General features: G+C 72.5%; 13 protein-coding genes. 8 read left to right on the forward strand and 5 right to left on the reverse strand.

The window, feature by feature from the left end; genetic code table 11:
- Positions 1 to 62: 62 nt before the first annotated feature.
- The 3 genes from ACLIRP_RS01560 to ACLIRP_RS01570 form a co-directional block, all read right to left on the reverse strand.
- Positions 63 to 1,703, reverse strand: a complete 1,641-nt coding sequence (locus tag ACLIRP_RS01560) for a PAS domain S-box protein (RefSeq protein ID WP_412062197.1) — start codon at positions 1,701 to 1,703, stop codon at positions 63 to 65.
- A 17-nt stretch (positions 1,704 to 1,720) separates the two neighbouring features.
- Complete coding sequence (locus ACLIRP_RS01565; protein ID WP_412062198.1) at positions 1,721 to 2,104, reverse strand: hypothetical protein; 384 nt, start codon at positions 2,102 to 2,104, stop codon at positions 1,721 to 1,723.
- A 160-nt stretch (positions 2,105 to 2,264) separates the two neighbouring features.
- On the reverse strand, positions 2,265 to 4,790 hold the full coding sequence (locus ACLIRP_RS01570) for a TonB-dependent receptor domain-containing protein (RefSeq protein ID WP_412062199.1): 2,526 nt from the start codon (positions 4,788 to 4,790) through the stop codon (positions 2,265 to 2,267).
- A 235-nt stretch (positions 4,791 to 5,025) separates the two neighbouring features.
- Here ACLIRP_RS01570 and ACLIRP_RS01575 point away from each other — a divergent pair, with 235 nt between their 5' ends.
- From ACLIRP_RS01575 to ACLIRP_RS01595, 5 genes are all read left to right on the forward strand, one after another.
- Positions 5,026 to 5,676: a hypothetical protein gene (locus ACLIRP_RS01575; protein WP_412062200.1), complete on the forward strand. Its 651-nt coding sequence runs from the start codon at positions 5,026 to 5,028 to the stop codon at positions 5,674 to 5,676.
- A gap of 97 nt (positions 5,677 to 5,773) precedes the next feature.
- Positions 5,774 to 9,445 carry a methionine synthase gene (metH, locus tag ACLIRP_RS01580; RefSeq protein WP_412062201.1) on the forward strand — a complete coding sequence of 1,224 codons (3,672 nt, stop codon included), beginning with the start codon at positions 5,774 to 5,776 and terminating at the stop codon, positions 9,443 to 9,445.
- A gap of 4 nt (positions 9,446 to 9,449) precedes the next feature.
- On the forward strand, positions 9,450 to 9,650 hold the full coding sequence (locus ACLIRP_RS01585) for a hypothetical protein (RefSeq protein WP_412062202.1): 201 nt from the start codon (positions 9,450 to 9,452) through the stop codon (positions 9,648 to 9,650).
- On the forward strand, positions 9,647 to 10,009 hold the full coding sequence (locus ACLIRP_RS01590; protein WP_412062203.1) for a cupin domain-containing protein: 363 nt from the start codon (positions 9,647 to 9,649) through the stop codon (positions 10,007 to 10,009). The genes ACLIRP_RS01585 and ACLIRP_RS01590 overlap by 4 nt, the downstream gene beginning before the upstream one ends.
- 216 nt (positions 10,010 to 10,225) lie before the next feature.
- A complete protein-coding gene (locus ACLIRP_RS01595; protein ID WP_412062204.1) occupies positions 10,226 to 10,942 on the forward strand; it encodes a DUF922 domain-containing protein in 717 nt (238 codons plus the stop codon).
- A gap of 51 nt (positions 10,943 to 10,993) precedes the next feature.
- Here the strand turns inward: ACLIRP_RS01595 and ACLIRP_RS01600 are convergent, their stop codons facing one another.
- Positions 10,994 to 11,785 carry an enoyl-CoA hydratase gene (locus tag ACLIRP_RS01600; protein ID WP_412062205.1) on the reverse strand — a complete coding sequence of 264 codons (792 nt, stop codon included), beginning with the start codon at positions 11,783 to 11,785 and terminating at the stop codon, positions 10,994 to 10,996.
- A gap of 228 nt (positions 11,786 to 12,013) precedes the next feature.
- On the opposite strand from ACLIRP_RS01600, the gene ACLIRP_RS01605 reads away from it, so the two are divergent.
- Both ACLIRP_RS01605 and ACLIRP_RS01610 read left to right on the forward strand, forming a co-directional pair.
- Entirely contained in the window at positions 12,014 to 12,592 is a 579-nt protein-coding gene (locus ACLIRP_RS01605; protein WP_412062206.1) for a biotin transporter BioY, read from the forward strand.
- Positions 12,593 to 12,722: 130 nt separating this feature from the next.
- Positions 12,723 to 13,382 carry a hypothetical protein gene (locus ACLIRP_RS01610; RefSeq protein WP_412062207.1) on the forward strand — a complete coding sequence of 220 codons (660 nt, stop codon included), beginning with the start codon at positions 12,723 to 12,725 and terminating at the stop codon, positions 13,380 to 13,382.
- Positions 13,383 to 13,449: 67 nt separating this feature from the next.
- Here ACLIRP_RS01610 and ACLIRP_RS01615 read toward each other — a convergent pair whose 3' ends face one another.
- A complete protein-coding gene (locus ACLIRP_RS01615) occupies positions 13,450 to 14,097 on the reverse strand; it encodes a response regulator transcription factor (protein ID WP_412062208.1) in 648 nt (215 codons plus the stop codon).
- 150 nt (positions 14,098 to 14,247) lie between these two features.
- Here ACLIRP_RS01615 and ACLIRP_RS01620 point away from each other — a divergent pair, with 150 nt between their 5' ends.
- Positions 14,248 to 15,348 (forward strand): vWA domain-containing protein, encoded by a 1,101-nt coding sequence (locus ACLIRP_RS01620; RefSeq protein WP_412062209.1) that lies wholly within the window; start codon positions 14,248 to 14,250, stop codon positions 15,346 to 15,348.
- Positions 15,349 to 15,491 lie beyond the last annotated feature (143 nt).

The raw sequence follows: 15,491 nt of genomic DNA on the forward strand, positions 1-15,491 counted from the left end.
ACGTCGCCCCGGGCCTGACTCGACCGCCGCACGCTCTCATCCCGCTGTTTTTACGGCGCGCTTTAGGGCCCCGAGCCCCGTCGACGCGCCTGGCGAGTCGCCGTCGGGAGGGCGAGGGTGAACGCCGCCCCCCCGCCAACCGCTCGCGACACGTCGATTCGCCCGCCGTGGCCGCGCACCACGACGTCGTGGGCGAGCGAGAGCCCCAGGCCGACGTGCCCGCTGCCGGGCGCCTTGGTCGTGAAAAAGGGCTCGAAGAGCCGGGCCCGCACCGCCTCTGAGACCCCCAGCCCGGTGTCCTCGACGACCACCTCGACCTGGCCCTCGGCCCCGGCCGTGCGGACCGTCACCTGCGCGCCCACCCGGCCCGGCGCGGCGGCGGCGTCGAACGCGTTCGTGACCACGCTGGCGACCGCCCGCCCGATCGACCGGAGGTCGCCCTCGACCTCCCCGGCCGACGCGTCGAGCGCGAGCTCGATCGCCACCTCCCGGTCCGGGTGCTCGGCGCGCCAGGTGCTCGCGGCGAGCGTGGCGTAGTCGGTCACGACGCCGTTGACGGGCGCCCGCTGGCGCGCGCCCGGCGCGCTCGCATGCGCCAGCATGCGGCGGACGATGGCGTCGGCGCGGCGGCCGTGCGCGGCGATCGCGCGGGCGTTCGCGGCGAGGTCGTCCAAGAGCCCGTCGGCGTCCGGGCCCGCGAGCCGGGTGCGCAGGTCGTCGGCCAGCTCGACCGAGAGGTCGGCGAAGTTGGTCACGAAGTTGAGCGGGTTCATCAACTCGTGCGCGATCCCCGCCGCCATCCGGCCGAGCCCCGCCAGCGTCTCCTGCTGGACGATCCGGTCCTGCGCCCGCCGCAGCGCCGCCTCGGCCTCGACGCGCTCGGTCATGTCGCGGGCGTTGACCACGAACCCCTCGTCGGCGCCGTCGGGCGCGAGCGTGCGGCAGTTGGCCTCGAAGTGGCGCCACCGACCGTCCTTGTGCCTGACGCGGTACCCGATGGTCAGGCTGGTCCCCGGCGCCGCCGCCAGCGTCCCCAGCGAGGCCGTCGCCTGGGGCACGTCGTCGGGGTGGAGGAAGCCGAGCGCCGGCTGCCCGGCGATCTCCTCCGGGGTGTAGCCGAGCAGGCGGTGGACCGACGGGCCCGTGTACACGATCTGGGCGTGGGCGTCGACGATCTGGATCATGTCCGAGGCGTTCTCGATGAGCCGCCGGAAGTGCTCCTCGCTGGCGCGTAGCGCGGCCTCCGCGTCGACGCGCTCGGTCACGTCATGCGCGTGGACGACGAGGTCCTCGTCGGGGCCGGCGGGCGAGAGCGTCCGGCCCCGCGCCTCCAGCACACGCCACCGGCCGTCGGCGTGGCGCACGCGGTACGTCGCGGTGCGCGTCGCGCCGGGCTCCGCGAGCAGCGCCTCGATCTCGCGCTGGATCGGCGCGCGGTCGTCGGGATGGATGTACGCGAGCGTGGACCGGCCCAGGAGCTCGGCGGGCGTGTAGCCGAGCAGCCGCTCGACGGACGGGCTCGAGTACAGGATGCCCGCCGTCGGGCTGACGACCTGGATGAGGTCGGAGGCGTTCTCGAGGAGCCGGCGGAGCGGCTCGTCGGGCACGAAAAAGGCGCCGCCGGACGCCGCCGGCGCGGGGGCGCGCCGGCGGACGGGGGGAAGGGCTGACGCCGACGGGCGGCGATGGGACGGGGCGGGCATGGCGATGGGGCGGGCGGTCAAGTCCGCCTCCGCGAGGGCACGATCACGATGGCGGCGGCGTGGCCCTCGCGCGGGCACATCGCGGCCACGGGCCCATCCACGAACACCTCGACGGTGTCGCCCTCGCGGACCTCGCCGATCCGCGCTGGCGCCAGCCGCCCCGACCGCAGGCGCCGCGAGACGCGCGTGTAGTCGTCGGCGACGGCCTGCAGCCCGCACGCGTCGCCGACGGGCTCGACGAGCAACCCGCTGGCGGTGGCGCTGTGCCGGACGGAGGCGACCACCCCGCGCACGGTCGGCGCGACCTCGGGGTACGGGTCGGCGTCGACCCCGGCGCACGCGGCGAGCGCCACGCCGAGCAGGGTCAGGACGAGCAGCGCGCGGAGGGCAGGACGAGGCATGGAGAGAGGGGGCGGACGGAACGCCTCAGTCTCCGCCGATCCCCCACCGCACCGCATGGGCAGATGTGCCCATTTGGCGGGCGGTCAGCCTGACGCTCACACAACGCGAGGGGGGACAGGCGTCGGCCCATCCCCCCTCCACAGAACCATTCTGGACTCCCTAGATGCCGAACCCGCCGTCGTCGACGCCGCCGCCCTGGGGCTGCTGCGTCGGGCGCCGCTGGTTGCTGCCGAACGTATACGTCAGCGTGAACGAGGCGCTCTGGATGCTCGGGTCGAACTCGGTGTTGCGCAGGAAGACGCCGTCGTTCGTCTCGAACTCGAACTTCGCCAGCCCGAACGGGTCGTTGACGCGGGCCGAGAGCCGGAGCTGCTCCGAGAGCGTCTGGTTGAGGCCGATGTTCGAGAACACGAACGCGCCGCGCCGGCCGTCGACCGTCTTTTGCGGGCCGCGGTAGAAGGCGAACAGCTGGACCTCCGTCCCCTCGCGGACCTTGAGCTGCAGGCTCGTCCGCGCGTCGTACGCGAGCGCCTTCGTGTCGGCCTCGCCCGGCTCCGGGTCCGTCGTCACCGACTGGTACAGGCTGGAGCTGACGAAGCCGCGGACGGCGCCGCCCAGGAACTGGCCGAACAGCGTGAGGTCGGCGCCGTAGTTGCTCTCCGCGTCGAGGTTGCCGGGCCGGAAGACGCTCACGCCCGTCTCGGCGTCGGTGAACACGCGGCGCGAGATGACGTCGGTCGTGCGGCGGTAGAACGGGGTCAGCGTCGCGAAAAACTTGTACTGGAGCGTGAGCTCGAACGAGTCGGTGTACTCGGGCCGCAGGTTGGGCGTGCCGACGCGGACGAACGTCGTGTCCGAGAGGTCCGGGAAGGGGTTGAGGAAGAACGTCCGCGGCCGCTCGATGCGGCGCGAGTACGAGCCCTTGACGAGCGAGCCCGGCTCGAAGGCGTAGGTCACGAAGGCGCTCGGGAACAGGCTCGTGTAGTCCTGCTCGGTCTCGGTCAGGTCGAGGCCCTGGCGGTACGCCTCGGGCACCTCGGTCGACAGGTCGAACGCGCGCCGGGCGTACTCGGCGCGGACGCCGGCCTGGACCTGGAGCGGCCCGAAGCCGCGCGCGCCCTGGAGGTAGACCGCCGCGATCTGGCGGTCGTAGTCGAACGCGTTCGTCTGGTTCGGGTCGACGACCAAGTCGTCCATCGTCGGGCCCGTCTCGACGCGGCTGTCGCTGGCGACCCACTCGGAGCTGAGCTTGGTGCCGACCTCGAGCTTGCCCGCGCCCAGCGGCTGGGTGTAGTCGACCTGGAACGAGGCCTCGTCATTGGTCTGGTCCTGGAGCTGCGACTGCAGGCCGGTGACGAGCCCGGTGTTGAAGTCGGTAAAGAGCCCGAGCCCGTCGGTGCCGTTGTGCGTGTAGCGCGTCTCGACGGCGAGCTCGTGGCCGCCCTGTGTGCCGCCGCCGCCGCGCGGGCCGCCGAAGCCGCCCCGGAAGCCGCCGCGCCCGCCGCCGCCCGTGCCGCCCGCCGCGCCCTGGCCGCCGCCCGCCGCCTGGAACTGCTTGCGGAAGACGAGCGCGAGGTCGCCGTTCATGCCGTCGCCGTCGTTGTCCGTCGCCCGCTCCGACTCGACGAGCTGGCCGTCCGTCGTGCGGTCGAAGTCGGTGAGGCCGGTCGAGCCGTTGGAGCGGATGCCCAGCGAGCCCTCGGCCGAGAGCGTCGTGCCTTGCGACAGCGTGTACGTCGCCGAGCCGTTGAAAAAGTTGGAGAGGTCCTCGTTGTCGTTGAGCCCGATCTGGCTCAGGATCGGGGTGCCGTTGACGAACCGCTGCGACGACGTGATCGACACGCCGCGCTCGCCGTAGCGCAGGCCGTACTGGCCGTTGAGGTCCCAGTCGCCGCTCTGGTAGCTGAGGTTGGCGCCCGCGTTCCCGCTCACCTCCGTGCCAGCACCGAGCGTGAAGCCGCCGGACAAGCCGCGGTTGGTGCCCTCGGCGAGCACGATGTTGACGATCCCGCTCATGCCGTCGGGCTCGTACTTGGCGCTCGGGTTCGGGATCACCTCGACGCGCTCGATCTTGTCGGCCGGGATCTGGCGCAGGAGCGCCGCCAAGAACGCCCCGCGCACCGGCGTCGGCCGCCCGTTGATCTGGATGACCACGTTCTGGTTGCCGCGCAGCGAGATGTTGCCGTCGGTGTCGACCTCGAGCGAGGGCAGCGTCTGCAACGTTTCGAGCGCGCTGCCGCCCGCCGTCACGGCCTGCTCCTGGACGTTGTAGACCGTCCGGTCGGCCTGCTGCTCCACGAAGTCGCGCTGGGCGGTCACCTCGGCCTCGTCGAGGATCGCCGCGTCCTCCGCCAGCCGGATCTCGCCGAGCGCGGCCGGCGCGCCGACGGCGACGGTGAACGTCTCGATCTGGGCCGTCTCGTAGCCGATAAAGCTGACGCGGGCGAGGTAGGAGCCCGGCCGAACCGGGTCGATGGTGACGGTGCCGTCGGCGACGGCCGCGCCGCCGGTCGCGAACGAGGTGTCGCGCGCGGCGTACAGCGCCAGCGTGGCCGAGGGCAGCGGCGCGCCGGTCGCGGCGTCGACGATGGTGGCCGTGACGGCGCCCTGGGGCTGGCCGCCCTGGGCAACGGCGGGGGCCGCCAGCAGCAGGGCGACGAGCGGGAGGAACGAACGGAGGGGCATGGCCGGGGGGATCGGGAAGGGGCCTCCGACGCGGCGCGCGTCGTGGAGTTGTCGCAGAGTGGCGTCAACCCTGTGAAGTCGGGGCGGACGCCGGAGGCCGTGCCCTACGGGGGCGCCGGGCCGCGGTTGCGCGGCGAACGGCCGTCGGGGCCGCCCTCGCATGTCTCCGGGCCGTCGCGAGCCAGTCCGCCGGAGGCCAGCGGCCCCGGGCCCCGCCGAGCCACTAGCTTGCGGCATGTCGCCCCCCCGCCTCGCGGCGCTCGCCGCCCTCGTCGGCCTGTCCGGCTGCGTCCCGTACGCCGTCGGCGCGCCGCCCGACACCGTCGCGCCTCAAGAGGTCCGGCCGTCGGTCGTGCTCCAGGTGGCCTCCGCCCGCCGCGACTTGCAGGCCGACGACGAGCCCGGCGGCGCGGCCCTTGCGGTCGGCAACGAGGCCCGGCTCGGGCTCGATGAGCGGTCCGACGTGGGGGTCCGCTTGGTCGGGCTGGGGAGCCTGACGGCGACCTACAAGCGCAAGGTGGCCGGGCCGCTCGGCTCCGAGGAGGGAGTCGCGGTGCTCGTCGGCGCGGGCGTGATCGGCTCGCGCCACCTGCACGCCGAGGCGACCGTCGTGGCCTCACCCGGCCCGCTCGCGGTCGCGCCGCAGGTTGTGCCCTACGGCGGCGTCCGGCTCCAGGACCTGACGCCGTTCGCGGGCGACGCGCTCGCGACGGCTCCGGCCCTCGGCTTGTTTTTCGGCGCGCGCATCGGGTGGCCGGACCTCGCGGTCGCCCCCGAACTGGGCGTCTTCTACAGCCCGTCGCCGCTGGCGGGCGACGGCGAGGTGGTCGTCGTGCCGTCGGTGACGCTGCACGGCGACCGCATCCGCAAGGCGCTCGGGCTCTAGGCGCGGCCTCGCGCGATTGGGAGCGCTTCCGGCGCGATCGGCCCGGATCGAGGCCCCGGCACCGGCCTAGCTTGCGGCCCGCTCCGCCGCCGATCCCGTGACCCTCGACACGCTCCGCCCGATCCTCGACGCCCGCATCCTGCTCCTCGACGGGGGCATGGGCACGATGATCCAGGCCGCCGGCGTCACCGAGGCCGACCTGCGCGGCGACCGATTCGCCGATTGGCCCGAGTCGCTCGCGGGCGCCAACGACCTGCTCGCGCTCACGCAGCCCGATCTCGTCCGCGGCGTCCACGCGAGCTATTTCGCGGCGGGCGCCGACCTCGCGACGACGAACACGTTTAACGCCCAGGCGGTCTCGCTCGCCGACTACGGGCTGTCGGACCTGGCGTACGAGCTCAACGTCGCCGCCGCCCGCCTCGCGCGCGCCGCCGCCGACGACGCGAGCACCGCCGACCGCCCGCGCTTCGTCGCCGGCTCCATCGGCCCGATGAACCGGACGCTGTCGCTGTCGCCGGACGTGGAGGACCCCGGCGCGCGCGCGGTCACCTTCGACCAGGTCAAAGAGGCCTACGCCGAGCAGGTCCGCGGGCTCGTCGACGGCGGCGCGGACGTGCTGCTCGTCGAGACCATCTTCGACACGCTCAACGCCAAGGCGGCCGTCGTGGCCTTGCGCGAGCACCGCCGCCAGCACGGGAGCCTGCCCCCGGTGATGCTCTCCGGGACCGTCGTCGACCAGAGCGGGCGGACCCTCGTCGGGCAGACCGTCGAGGCCTTTTACCACTCGCTCGCGCACGCGCCGAACCTGCTGTCGGTGGGCCTCAACTGCGCGCTGGGGAGCGCCCAGATGCGCCCGTTCATCGCGGAGCTGGCGGCGGCCGTGCCCGTGTACACGAGCCTGTACCCGAACGCGGGGCTGCCGAACGAGCTCGGCGGGTACGACGAGGGGCCCGCGTTCATGGCCCAGCAGGCGCGCGACTACGCGGAGGAGGGGTGGCTCAACCTCGTCGGCGGGTGCTGTGGGACGACGCCCGCCCACATCGAGGCGATTGCCGGGGCGGTCGAGGGGCTCGCGCCGCGCGTCCCGGCCACGCCCGTCCGGACGTTCCGCGCGGCCGGCCTGGAGACACTCGCGATCAGGCCCGACACGAACTTGGTCAACATCGGGGAGCGGACGAACGTGACGGGCTCGAAGCGATTCGAGCGGCTCATCACGGCCGGCGACTACGACGAGGCCTTGTCGGTCGCCGCGCAGCAGGTCGAGGCCGGCGCGCAGATGATCGACGTGAACATGGACGAGGGAATGCTCGACGGCCCGGCGGCCATGGAGCGGTTCCTCCTGCTGGCGATGGCCGAGCCCGACATCGCGCGCGTCCCCGTCGTCGTCGACTCGTCGTCGTGGGCGACCATCGAGGCCGGCTTGAAGTGCGTCCCGGGCAAGCCGGTCGTCAACTCGATCTCGCTGAAGGAAGGGGAAGCCAGCTTCCGCCAGCAGGCCGAGCGGGCGCGCGACTACGGCGCGGCCGTCATCGTGATGGCCTTCGACGAGGACGGGCAGGCCGACACCGTCGAGCGCCGCATCGCCGTCTGCGAGCGCGCGTACCGGATGCTGACAGACGAGGTCGGCGTCCCGCCCGAGGACATCGTGTTCGACCCGAATGTGTTCGCCGTGGCGACCGGGCTCGAGGAGCACCGCCGATACGCGCTCGACTTTCTCGAGGCTACGCGCTGGATCAAGACCCACCTCCCGCACGCGCGCGTCTCGGGCGGGATTTCGAACCTCAGCTTCTCGTTCCGCGGAAACGAGCCGGTCCGCGAGGCGATGCACGCGGCGTTCCTGTACCACGCCGTCCAGGCCGGTCTCGACATGGGGATCGTCAACGCCGGACAACTCGCGGTGTACGACGACCTCGACCCGGCGCTGTTGGAGGCCGTCGAGGACGTCTTGTTCGACCGCCGCGACGACGCGACGGAGCGGCTCGTCGCGCTCGCAGAGAGCTACCGCGTTCCCGACGCGGCGCAAGAGGCGAAGGCGGCGGCGTGGCGCGCGGGCCCAGTCGAGGAGCGGCTGGCGTACGCGCTCGTCAAGGGGATCACCGAGTTCGTGGACGCCGACACGGAGGAGGCGCGATTGAAATATGACCGGCCGCTGGAGGTGATCGAGGGGCCGCTGATGGACGGGATGAACCGCGTCGGCGACCTGTTCGGCGCGGGCAAAATGTTCTTGCCCCAGGTCGTGAAGTCGGCCCGGGTGATGAAACGCGCCGTTGCCCACCTCACGCCGTATATCGAGGCCGAGCAGGTCGAGGCCGTCGCCCGGACGAAGGTGCTCATGGCGACCGTCAAAGGCGACGTGCACGACATCGGCAAAAACATCGTCGGCGTCGTGCTCGGCTGCAACGGCTACGACGTGATCGACCTGGGCGTGATGGTCCCGTCGCAGACGATCGTGGACGCGATCCGCGAGCACGACGTGGACGTGGTCGGGCTGTCCGGCCTCATCACGCCCTCGCTCGACGAGATGGTGGCGGTCGCCAAGGAGATGGAGCGGGCCGGGATCCGGCTGCCGCTCCTGATCGGCGGGGCGACGACCTCGAAGCTGCACACGGCCGTCAAGGTGGCCCCGCACTACTCCGCCCCAGCGGTCCACGTGCTCGACGCGAGCAAGTCGGTCCCGACCGTCTCGGCGCTCGTCTCCACCGACCGCGACGCCTTCGCCGCCGACGTCACCGACGAGTACGCCGCCGTCCGCGAGCGCTACGCGGCCCGCCAGCGGGCGCAGACCATCCTCCCGCTGGCGGAGGCTCGTGCGAACGCCCCGGCGCTGGCGTTCGACGACGTGCCCGTCCCCCGCGCCCTCGGCATCACCCCGGACGCCGCGAGCACGGCCGACCTGCGTCCGTGGATCGACTGGGGTCCGTTTTTCGCCGCCTGGGAGATGAGGGGCTCGTTCCCCGCCATCTTCGACGACCCGGACAAGGGCGAGGCCGCCCGCAAGCTGTTCCAAGAGGCCAACGAACTGCTCGACGAGATCGAGGCCGACGACCTGTTCACGCCGCGCGCCGTCTTCGGCCTGTTCCCCGCACACCGCGACGGCGACGACGTGGTGCTCGACGCGGACGGCGAGGTGCGCCTGCACACCTTGCGTCAGCAGACCGCCAAGACGCCCGGCAAGCCGAACCGCGCGCTCGCCGACCTCGTGGCGCCCGAGGGCGACCACCTCGGGGCCTTCGTGGTGACTATCCACGGCGCCGAGGCGCTCGCGCAAGCGGGCCGCGACGCGGGCGACGACTACCGCGCGATCCTGGCGCAGTCGCTGGCGGACCGGCTCGCGGAGGCCTACGCCGAGCGCCTGCATGCCCACGTGCGCCGCCAGGCCTGGGGCTACGCGCCCGACGAGGACCTCTCGACCGACGACCTCGTCCGCGAGCGGTACCGCGGCATCCGCCCCGCGCCGGGCTACCCCGCCCAGCCCGACCACACCGAGAAGTTCACGATCTTCGACCTGCTCGACGCTAGGGAGCACACCGGCGCCGGATTGACGGAGCACCTCGCGATGACGCCGCCCGCGACGGTCTGCGGCGTCTACTTCGCCCACCCCGACGCGGCCTACTTCAACGTCGGCGTGCTCGGGCGCGACCAGGTGGCCGACTACGCGGCGCGCAAGGGGATGCCCGTCGCGGAGGCCGAGCGCTGGCTCGGGCCCGTGCTGGCGTACGAACCGGAGGACGAGGCTGCGCGTACGGAGCGCACCGCCCCCACCGCCTAGCGCCATGACCATCGTGACTGTCGTCTTTGCCGTCTGGCTCGTCGTCGGCGTCGTGCTCAGCGCCCGGTTGGGCGCACGCGAGGGCGGGCCGTCCAGGGGAGGGCGGTTCGCGGGCGCGCTGGCCGGGGCGTTCGTGGCGCTTCCGCCCGAGGTCAGCTGGACCGTCCTCGCCGTCGCTGCCGTTCTCTCCTGGACCGCCCTATGACCCCCGTCAACCTCGCCGCCGCCTTCCGCAGCTTCGACGCCACGTGGACGCCCCACGTCGCGGCCGACCTCAACGGCCAGCAGGTCAAGCTGGCGAAGCTGGAGGGCGCGTTTGTGTGGCACGACCACGCCGACGAGGACGAGCTGTTCTGGGTCGTGAGCGGGCGGCTCCGCATCGAGCTCCGCGGCCGCGAGCCGGTCGAGCTGGGGCCGGGCGAGTTCGTCGTCGTCCCGCGCGGCGTCGAGCACCGGCCCGTCGCGCTCCCGACGGCCGAGGTGGTCCTGTTCGAGCCGGCGTCGACGGCGCACACGGGGGCGGTCGAGACGGACCGGACCGTGCACGACCTCCCGCGGCTGTAGCCGCGCAACCCGCTGACGGTCGCGCCTGAGGGGGAGGGGCTCCGTAGGCCCCCGCAACGGCGCCGAGGCGCCGGATGCACGGTGTGAGAGCCATGTGTCTCATGGGTTTACAGGAGGTGCGGGCAGTCGCGGGGATGGGAACCGGGCCGTTCCGATCCGCCCTAGGGTTCAGCAGCGGGCGCCCCATGTCGATACCCTGACCCGCCCCGATCCGCCATGCGCCTTCTCGCCTTCGCCCTCGCCCTCGTCACGCTCGGCAGCGCCTCGTTCTGGGCGCTGACTGCCGGGCCGCTGGCGCCGTCGGCGGCGCACCCCGTCGAGGCCTTGCAACCCGTCGCCGCCGGCGACACGTGGTCGAGCAACGCGAGCGCCGCCGGCGGCCCCTCGCCCCCCGCCGCCCCACCGCCCCGGACCATCCGCTCGCGCATCTCGGCCCGCACCTACGCCGTCGCTGGGACGACGGAGCGCGAGGTGCTCCGCTCGCTCCTCGTCCGCGGCCCGCGCGACGGCGACGACATCTTCTTCGGGCTGACCCAGACCGAGCTCGACGTTCGCTACGAGCCGACCCCGATCTCGGGCGGCTGCGTCATCCGAGACACCGAAGTCGATCTCGACGTGGTCATCACGCTGCCCGAGTGGCTCCCGGCGACCGACCTCGCGCCGGACCTCCAGAGCGACTGGCGCCGCTTCCGCCGCGCGCTCGAAGCGCACGAGAACCAGCACCGCGCGATCGCCGTCGACGGCGCCGAGCGGGCGTTCGACGCCGTCGCCGAGCTCTACCGGTCGTCGTGTGAGGAGGCCAACTCCGAGGCCCGCCGCCGCCTCGAGGTGCTGGGCGTCGAGGTCAAAGCCGAGCACCGGCGGCTCGACGAGGAGACCGGCCACGGCAAGGCCGACGGGGCCGTGTGGCCGGTGGCAAAGGCCGAAGGCTGAGCGCGGCGAGGCGCGGAAGCCACCCAGGGAGGCGAGTCGCCCCTTGCCCCGCTACTCGAAGGCCGAGAAGTCCGGGGCGCGCTTCTCGAAAAAGGCCGAGAACGCCTCGGCGGCCTCGGGCGAGCCGAGCCGCTCGACGAACAGGGCGCCCTCGCGGGCGAACGCGTCGCCGACGACGTCGGCGGTGTCGTGGCGGAGGAGCGCCTTCGTCATCCGCACCGCCGCCGGCGGCTTCGACGCCAGCACGGCGGCCCGCTCCAGCGCCACGGCCTCGGGGGCGTCCACGACCGCGTTCACGAGCCCGACCTCGTACGCGGTCTCGGCCGAGAACCGCTCGCCGAACAGGAGCAGCTCCGCCGCGCGGACCTGCCCCGCCAGCCGGGGCAGCAGCACGCTCGACGCGGCCTCGGGGACCAGCCCGAGGTCGACGAACGGCATTTTAAAGACGGCGTCGGGCGCGGCGTAGGCGAGGTCGCAGTGGAGCAGCGCCGTCGTGCCGATGCCGATGGCCGGGCCGGCGACCGCCGCGATCAGCGGCTTCGGGAAGCCCGCGAGGGCTTTCAGGAACCGGAAGACCGGGCTGTCGGGGCCCGTCGGCGGGTCCATCATGAAGTCGCCCAGGTCGTTGCCGCCCGTGAAGACGCCGTCGCGGCCGCTGAGCACGACGGCCCGGACGCTCGCGTCGGTGACGGCGTCCGTGAGCGCGTCCGCGAGCGCGGCGTACATCGCGCGCGTGAGCGCGTTTTTCTTGGCGGGCCGGTCGAGGACGAGGTGGAGGACGGCGCCGTGGCGGTGGGCGGCGACGTGGGAGTCGTCGGACCCCGCAGGCGGGATTTGCAACATGAGGGCGGGGGAGGGGAGTGTCGAAGCTAACCGGGCTGGTCCGGGCGCCCGGGTCGGGGAAGACTGGAAGAGAAGAAGAGGGAGGGAGACGAGGCATGGGCACGTGCGCCACCTGTCCATCGGGAATCAGACTCCTCTGCTCATCTTCTCGCATCGGTGCCGAGCGCCCCCGCCCCGAGCCCTTGCGGACGCCCCCCCGTATCTTTCCCGACCCCACACGCCGCCGTCATGTCCCTCGCCCTCACCGCCCCGTCCGCCGCCTCCGTCGACCGCCTGCGCGCGGCCGACGCCCCGCTCGTGCTCCAGGCCGCGCTCGTCGTCGGCACGGCGCTGCTGACCGCGCTGCTCGCCCAGTTCGAGGTGCGGATCTACTTGTGGGAGGTCCCGCTGACGCTGCAGACGGTCGCCGTTTACGGCGCCGGGCTGTTTCTGGGCTCGCGCAACGGCGCGCTCGCGATGGGGCTGTACCTCGCGCTCGGGCTGGCGCTGCCGGTGTACGCGGGCGGCGCCAGCGGGCTGGCGCACCTGGCGGGCGCCTCGGCCGGCTATCTGTTTGCGTTCCCGCTCGTCGCGGCCATCGGCGGGGCCGTCACGCGCCGGCGGCGCGGGTTCGGGCGCTCGCTGCTGGCGCTCGCGGGCGGCTCCGTCGCCCTCTTCGCGTGCGGCGTGCTCGGGCTGTGGCTGGCGACCGACCTCTCGGCGGCCGAGGCCGTCGTCAACGGCTGGCTCCGGTTCGTCCCGTGGGACTTGACCAAGATCGCGCTCGTCGGCTCGCTCTACGCCATCGCGCGGCGCGCGACGGCATAGCGCACAACCGGCTCACCGAATCTCGACGCCCGTCCGGCACGTCCGGTCGGGCGTCGTCCGTTCTCGCCCGCCCCGTTACCCGGTCGCCCGCTTGCGCGGCTCGCCAGGTGCTCACGATCCCCCCCGACCCATGCCCCTCCGCCTTTCTCTTCTGGCCCTCGCCGCCGTCGCCCTCCTGGGCGCCTGCGATGTCAACGAGCCCTACTACGAAGACACCTCCCTGCGCGTCTTCGTCGCCGACTTTTCCTTTGACGCCCAGGACTACGCAGTGGGCGGCGACCTCAAGACGGCCACCTTCGACGCCCGCGACGCGAGCGTCAGCCGAGGCGACCTCGACGACGCGCTCGCGACGGCCGGCGACGGCGCGCTCGTGATGCTGTACATCGACGTCGAGCTGGTCTCGCCGGTCGAGGGCGCGTCGGGCAACCCGACGTACGCCGCGCTCCCGCTCTCGCGCTCGTTCGAGGAGATCGTCCTGGCCGACGACGGGAACGGCGGCACGACGACGGTCCCGGTCGTCGGCTACACGGCCTCCTACGAGTACTCGTTCGACAACCAGGACCTGTACTTCGATGTCGTCTCGTCGGCCCCGTACACCGACTTCTCGGCCGACCCGGCCGACTTGTTCGACTTTATCGTCCCGCAGCGCGTGCTCGGCGGGTCGAGCGACATCGACCTCCGGCTCGTGGTGATCCCGCAGGACCTGTACTTCGCGAGTGGCCGCGCCGGCGCCCGGATCGACCTGCGCGACTACGCCGCCGTCAAGGCCGCCTACAACCTGCCCGACTGAGCCGAGCCGAGGGGTGGGGCGGCAGGCATCGGATGCCCCTTGCCCCATCCCTCTTGCCTCGTGCCCTCTAAAACTCGTTCTCGGCCTTCCACAGCGTCGCCCGCTGGACGAACTCGTTGGTCGTCTTCAGGCCCAGCTTCTGCTTGATGTGGACGCGGTGCGTCTCGACCGTCTTGGGCGAGAGCATCATCGTGTCGGCCACCTGGGCGGTCGTCATGCCCGAGCCGAAGTGGCGGAAGACCTCGAGCTCGCGGTCGGTCAGGTCGGCCACGGTCGACTCGGTCGGCGTGGTCGTCGAGAGGTAGCTCCCCACGACGCGGTCGCGGACGGCGTCGGACAGGTGGAGGCGGCCGTCGAGGACGGTCCGGATGGCGTCCAGGAGCGTGTCCGAGGCCTCCTGCTTGGCGACGTAGCCGCGCGCGCCGGCGCGGACGGCGCGCTCGGCGTAGACGCGCTCGGCGTAGGCCGAGAGCGCGAGCACGTGGAGGTCGGGGTACATCGACCGGAGCTGCTTGGTGAGCTCGATGCCGTCGGACCCGTCGATCGAGATGTCGACGAGGGCGAGGTCGGGCTTGCTGAGCGCGATGCCGTCGAGCGCGTCCGGCCCCGACCCGGCCTCGCCGACGACCTCGAGGTCGCCGGAGGAGCGGATCAGGGCGCGGATGCCGTCCCGGGTGATCGGGTGGTCTTCGACGATAAAGATGCGGTGGGCCATTCGACAGAGGAGGGCGGGGTGCCAAACATAGCCCACATGGGGTGCCTCCCCCGCGTCGCACGTCCCCGGGCATGTGGGCACGGGTGGAACGCCGCGGGCCGTTCCCCGTGGGAGCCCGGCGGCCGGCCGGCCGCCCCTTCTCCCGATCCCATGCGCTTCCGCTACGCCGACTGGAACGAGGACCGCCACGGGTCCCCCAAGTCCACGTTCGACACCCTGCTCGACCTGTTCCAGCAGCTCCTCCTCCACACCGGCGGCGACGCCGACGAGGCGCTCCGCTGGCTGACCGCCATCGACAAGGAGTACGGGATCACCGACGAGGGGATGGGGCTGGGCGACTTTATCGAGGCGCTCAAGGACCAGGGCTACATCGACCGCGACGACGAGACCGGCGTCGTCTCGATCACGGCCAAGGCCGAGCGCGGGCTGAGGGAGCGGTCGCTCGAGGAGATCTTCTCCCAGCTCCGCAAGGCGGGCCGAGGCGACCACAAGACGCCGTTCTCGGGCGCCGGCTCGGAGCGCCAGCCCGAGACGCGCCCGTTCCACTTTGGCGACGACGTCCACGACCTCGACGTCACGGGCACGCTGCAGAACGCGTTCAAGCGCGGCGGCATCGGCGAGTTCTCGCTGGCGGAGGACGACTTCCAGGTGTTCGAGACCGACCACCACACGTCGGTCGCGACGGTCCTGATGATCGACCTCAGCCACTCGATGGTGCTCTACGGCGAGGACCGGATCACGCCCGCGCGGAAGACGGCGCTGGCGCTGGCGGAGCTCATCACGACGCGCTACCCCAAGGACACCCTCGACATCGTGGCGTTCGGGAACGAGGCCTGGGAGGTCGAGATGAAGGACCTCCCGTACCTCCAGGTCGGCCCGTTCCACACCAACACGCGCGCCGGGCTCGAGCGCGCGCGCGACATCCTGCGGCGGCGGAAGAACCGCAACAAGCAGATCTTCATGATCACCGACGGCAAGCCGTCGTGCCACTTCGTGAACGGGCGGATGTACCGGAACGCCTACGGGCTCGACCGCCAGATCGTCAACAAGGTGCTCGACGAGGCCGCCATCTGCCGCCGCGAGGGGATCACGATCTCGACGTTCATGATCGCCCGCGACCCGTACCTCCAGGACTTTGTCCGCCAGCTGACGGAGGTCAACCACGGCCGGGCCTACTACGCCGGGCTCGACGAACTGGGCGGCTTCCTGTTCGAGGACTACGCCCGCAACCGCCGCAAGCGGATGCGCTGAGGGCCTGACCACACGCGGGCGCCCGACTCGCGCCGGGCGCCCGCGGCCCCATGAAACGACCGGCAACCGCAAATCGCCGGAGCCCGGCGGGACCAACCGCCGGGACTCCCAACGTAGGGCGCGCGCGCTCCCCGGCCAAACGA

This window comes from Rubrivirga halophila (assembly GCF_046845755.1).
In the GTDB taxonomy this organism is placed as follows: Bacteria; Bacteroidota; Rhodothermia; order Rhodothermales; family Rubricoccaceae; genus Rubrivirga.

Bases quoted from the DNA above. Each gene is read 5' to 3' on its own strand.
- ACLIRP_RS01560 (WP_412062197.1), bottom strand. From the start codon at position 1,703: ATGCCCGCCCCGTCCCATCGCCGCCCGTCGGCGTCAGCCCTTCCCCCC.
- ACLIRP_RS01565 (WP_412062198.1), bottom strand. From the start codon at position 2,104: ATGCCTCGTCCTGCCCTCCGCGCGCTGCTCGTCCTGACCCTGCTCGGC.
- ACLIRP_RS01570 (WP_412062199.1), bottom strand. From the start codon at position 4,790: ATGCCCCTCCGTTCGTTCCTCCCGCTCGTCGCCCTGCTGCTGGCGGCC.
- ACLIRP_RS01575 (WP_412062200.1), top strand. From the start codon at position 5,026: ATGTCGCCCCCCCGCCTCGCGGCGCTCGCCGCCCTCGTCGGCCTGTCC.
- ACLIRP_RS01585 (WP_412062202.1), top strand. From the start codon at position 9,450: ATGACCATCGTGACTGTCGTCTTTGCCGTCTGGCTCGTCGTCGGCGTC.
- ACLIRP_RS01590 (WP_412062203.1), top strand. From the start codon at position 9,647: ATGACCCCCGTCAACCTCGCCGCCGCCTTCCGCAGCTTCGACGCCACG.
- ACLIRP_RS01595 (WP_412062204.1), top strand. From the start codon at position 10,226: ATGCGCCTTCTCGCCTTCGCCCTCGCCCTCGTCACGCTCGGCAGCGCC.
- ACLIRP_RS01600 (WP_412062205.1), bottom strand. From the start codon at position 11,785: ATGTTGCAAATCCCGCCTGCGGGGTCCGACGACTCCCACGTCGCCGCC.
- ACLIRP_RS01605 (WP_412062206.1), top strand. From the start codon at position 12,014: ATGTCCCTCGCCCTCACCGCCCCGTCCGCCGCCTCCGTCGACCGCCTG.
- ACLIRP_RS01610 (WP_412062207.1), top strand. From the start codon at position 12,723: ATGCCCCTCCGCCTTTCTCTTCTGGCCCTCGCCGCCGTCGCCCTCCTG.
- ACLIRP_RS01615 (WP_412062208.1), bottom strand. From the start codon at position 14,097: ATGGCCCACCGCATCTTTATCGTCGAAGACCACCCGATCACCCGGGAC.
- ACLIRP_RS01620 (WP_412062209.1), top strand. From the start codon at position 14,248: ATGCGCTTCCGCTACGCCGACTGGAACGAGGACCGCCACGGGTCCCCC.